Source organism: Methylopila musalis (assembly GCF_042679725.1).
GTDB lineage: Bacteria > Pseudomonadota > Alphaproteobacteria > Rhizobiales > Methylopilaceae > Methylopila > Methylopila musalis.
In genome coordinates this window covers 1-4065 of record NZ_JBHTMX010000236.1, presented here as the reverse complement: position 1 = coordinate 4065, position 4065 = coordinate 1, and the positions used below count along the sequence as shown (strand labels likewise).

General features: G+C 70.4%; 4 protein-coding genes. 2 read left to right on the top strand and 2 right to left on the bottom strand.

What is annotated here, in order from left to right:
* The coding region (locus tag ACFQ4O_RS15865) for an NAD-binding protein (RefSeq protein WP_378777061.1) at positions 1-766 on the top strand (766 nt) is incomplete at its 5' end.
* Positions 767-800: 34 nt separating this feature from the next.
* Here the strand turns inward: ACFQ4O_RS15865 and ACFQ4O_RS15860 are convergent.
* Positions 801-1220, bottom strand: a complete 420-nt coding sequence (locus ACFQ4O_RS15860) for a VOC family protein (protein ID WP_378777059.1) — start codon at positions 1218-1220, stop codon at positions 801-803.
* Positions 1221-1382: 162 nt separating this feature from the next.
* A complete protein-coding gene (locus tag ACFQ4O_RS15855; RefSeq protein ID WP_378777057.1) occupies positions 1383-2714 on the bottom strand; it encodes an MFS transporter in 1332 nt (443 codons plus the stop codon).
* Between the two features lie 354 nt (positions 2715-3068).
* Here ACFQ4O_RS15855 and cyoA point away from each other — a divergent pair.
* The coding region (cyoA, locus tag ACFQ4O_RS15850; RefSeq protein ID WP_378777063.1) for a ubiquinol oxidase subunit II at positions 3069-4065 on the top strand (997 nt) is incomplete at its 3' end.

The following is a 4065-nucleotide window of genomic DNA, read 5'->3' as shown; positions in this document are numbered from 1 at the left end:
CGCGCCGGTCGCCGCGGCCGCGACGCCGGCCGTGGCGGTCACGCCGCCGCCGGTCGCGGAGCCCGTTCCGGACGCTGCCGCCGTCGCGTCGGAGGCCGCGCCCGACGAGGCGTCGGCGGAGGAGAGCACGGAACTCGTCGAGGACGACGTCACCGCCACGCCGACCGAGCTTTCCGGCCATGTGGTGCTGGTGGGCTACGGCCGCGTCGGCGCGCTGGTGGGCGAGCGGCTGCGCGCCACCGAGACGCCGTTCCTGGTGATCGAGGACACGGAAAAGGCCATCGCCGCGCTGAAGGAGATCAGCGTCGAGGTCATCGCCGGCAACGCGGCCTCGTCCGATGTGCTGGCGCTGGCGGGCCTCGACCGCGCCGCGACGCTGGTGGTGGCGATCCCCAACGCCTTCGAGGCGGGGCAGGTGATCGAGCAGGCCCGCAAGATCAACCCGGAACTCGCCATCGTCGCCCGCGCCCACGCCCAGGCGGAGATCGAGCACTTCACCAAGCTCGGCGCGAACCAGGTGATCATGGGCGAGCGCGAGATCGCCCGCGGCATGACCCGGGCGCTCGGCATCGGCGACCAGCTCGCGGGCGACCTGCCGACCGAGAAGCCCGGCGTGATCGCGTCGGTCGCGGAGGCGTCCCAGGCGGTCGCCGAGACGCCGGAGCCCGCGGTGGAGCGCACCGAGGCGAAGACGGAGACGCCCGAGAGCCCGACGGCGGACGCCGCCGTTCCGCCGCCCGTGGGCGCGGAGCCGGTCAAGGGCTGACGGGCCGACGCGTCGGCGGAGGGGCGGCGGTCTCTCAGCCGGGGACGACCACCATCCACGGCACGCCGAAACGGTCCTTCAGCATGCCGAAGGCCGGCGAGAAGAAGGTCGGCCCAAGCGGCGTCTGAACCTCGCCGCCGTCCGACAGCGCGTCGAACAGGCGGCGGGCGTCGTCCGCGTCCGTGGCGGCGAGGGACAGGCTGAAGCCCTGCTGGCCGTTCACCGGCGCGCCGCAGCCGCCGGCGTCGGACATCAGAACCTCGGCGCCCCGGATGCGAATCGCCGCATGCAGCACGGCCCGGCCGCCGATCGCCGGCGTCATCTCTGGCGGCGGCGGATCCGGCGCCTCGGCGTAGCGCATCAGCATCAGGCGCTCCGCGCCGAGAACCTGTTCGTAGAACAGGATCGCGTCTTCGCATGCGCCGTTGAAAAAGAGGTACGGCCGGATCGACATCGGCGTCTCCCTTGAGGCCTGCGCCGTCAGGAGATCACCTGTGGGCCCCACGCCGCCGGGCAAGGGCGCGGGGGCCGCGCGCGCTTTACGACCATCGTCCAAACGAAAAACGCCCGCGCGAGGCGCGGGCGTTTCGCAAGCTCGGTCGTCAGCGGGCGAAGATCAGTCGTTCACCACCAGCTGGCGGTTGATGGCGAGCGAAGCCAGCGAGCACACCGCGCCGGACAGGAGATAGGCGCCGACCAGCGCCGGCCCGAACTGGGCCGACAGGCCAAGCGCGACCAGCGGGGCGAAGGCGGCGCCGATCAGCCAGGCGAAGTCGGCGGTGAAGGCCGCGCCGGTGTAGCGGTAGCGCGGGGCGAAGTTCGAGGTCAGCGCGCCGGACGACTGGCCGAAGGTGAGCCCGAGCAGCGCAAAGCCGATCAGGATGAAGGCGGTCTGGCCCGGAACGCCGCCCTCCAGCAGGAAGGGCGTCGCGATCGAGAACACCGCGATCAGCGAGGCGCAGACGCCGAGCAGGGTGCGGCGGCCGATGCGGTCCGCGATCAGGCCCGAGGCCACGATGCCGATGACGCCGACGACCGCGCCGATCATCTCGATCAGCAGGAACTGCAGAGCGTCGCCGTCCGACAGCAGGGTCGCCCAGGACAGCGGGAAGATGGTGACGAGGTGGAACAGCGCGAAGCTCGCCAGCGGCGCGAAGGCGCCGACCAGCACGTTGCGGCCCTGCTCCATGAACAGGCCGAACACCGGCGCCGGCTCCAGCTCGCGGGTGGTGAGGAGCTGGGAATAGGCCTCGCTCAGCACCAGCCGCAGCCGGGCGAACAGCGCCACCACGTTGACCGCGAAGGCCACGAAGAACGGATAGCGCCAGCCCCAGGACAGGAAGTCCTCGGGCGACAGCGTGTTGAGGAAGAAGGCGAACAGGGCGGCGGCCAGCAGGAAGCCGAGCGGCGCGCCGAGCTGCGGCATCATCGCGTACCAGCCGCGGCGGCCGGCGGGCGCGTTCAGCGACAGGAGCGAGGCGAGGCCGTCCCAGGCGCCGGCGAGCGCGAGGCCCTGGCCGATTCGGGCGGCCGCCAGCAGCCAGACCGCGCCGACGCCGATCTGGGCGTGGCTCGGCAGGAAGGCGATGGAGGCGGTGGAGCCGCCGAGCAGGAACAGCGCGATGGTGAGCTTCACGCCGCGGCCGTAGATGCGGCCCACGTTCATGAAGATGAAGGAGCCGATCGGCCGCGCCACGAAGGCGAGCGAGAAGATCGCGAAGGCGTAGAGCGTCGCGGTCAGCCGGTCGGTGTCGGGGAACAGCAGCGCCGGAAACACCACCACCGAGGCGATGCCGTAGACGAAGAAGTCGAAGAACTCCGACGTGCGGCCGATGACGACCGCGAGGGCGATCTCGCCCGGCGTGACCGTGTGGTGGTCGCCCTGCGTGCTCTGGCGGGCGTGGCGTTCCAGTTCGGCGGTCGAGGACAGGGCGTGGTCTTGGCTCATCGATCCCAACGCTGCTTTGTGCGGGCGCGCCCGCCGCGGGACGGATGGATCCCGGACAGGCAAGATGGCGCGGCGAACCGCAGGCCTCAACGCCCAAGACCGCATGAATCGAGGACGCAGATGTCCAAAACGCATGGGTCCGAACGGACACGTCCGCAGGCTGAGGCGTCATTGTCTCTATGCGTATGGCCGTCACGCGCCGATAGGACAAAGCGTCCAATGTCGAAGCCGGCGGTGGGGGCGTAACGCACCCTGAACCTGCCCCGCTCCGCCAACACGGACAGCCGGCCCTTGAGCACTCTTCTCCGCCGTTTCGCCATCCTTCCGCTGGTCCTGCTTCTGGCAGGCTGCGAGATGGTCGTGATGTCTCCGTCCGGGGACATCGCCGCCCAGCAGCGCGATCTGATCGTGATCTCCACGGTCCTCATGCTGCTGATCATCGTTCCCGTCATCGCCCTGACGCTCCTGTTCGCCTGGCGCTACCGCGAGTCGAACAAGGAGGCCACCTACGACCCCGACTGGCACCACTCGACCCAGCTCGAGGTGGTGATCTGGGCGGCGCCGCTGGTGATCATCATCGCGCTCGGCGCGGTGACGTGGAGCAGCACCCACCTGCTGGACCCGTACCGTCCGCTGTCGCGCGTCGCCGAAGGGCGTCCGCTGCCGGAGGGCGTGAAGCCGCTGCAGGTGCAGGCGGTGGCGCTCGACTGGAAGTGGCTGTTCATCTACCCGGAGCTCGGCGTCGCGACCGTGAACGAGCTGGCGGCGCCGGTGGACCGGCCGATCAACTTCCAGATCACCTCGTCCACGGTGATGAACTCGTTCTTCGTTCCGGCGCTGGCGGGCCAGATCTACGCCATGGCCGGCATGGAGACGAAGCTGCACGCGGTCATCAACAAGGCCGGCGTCTATGACGGCTTCTCCGCCAACTACAGCGGAGCGGGCTTCTCGGACATGCGCTTCAAGTTCCACGGTCTGTCGGAGGCCGAGTTCGAGGCCTGGGTCGCCAAGGCCAAGGCCTCGGGCGCCGCGCTCGACCGGGCGACCTACACGACGCTTGAGAAGCCGAGCGTGCGCGAGCCCGTGAAGCTCTACGCCTCCGTGGACGGCGAGCTCTTCGACGCCATCCTCAACATGTGCGTCGACACGGCCAAGATGTGCATGAAGGACATGATGCGCATCGACGCCCAGGGCGGTCTCGGCAAGGACGGCATCCGCAACGTCTTCGCCCTGCAATACGACGCGCCGCGCTCCCGCGGCGGCCATCAGGCCCCGCCGAAGCGCTTCGTCGCGGCCGCCTGCACGCCGGACGCCCCGCGCGACGGCCTGACCCTCGAGCGCGCGGCCCCGA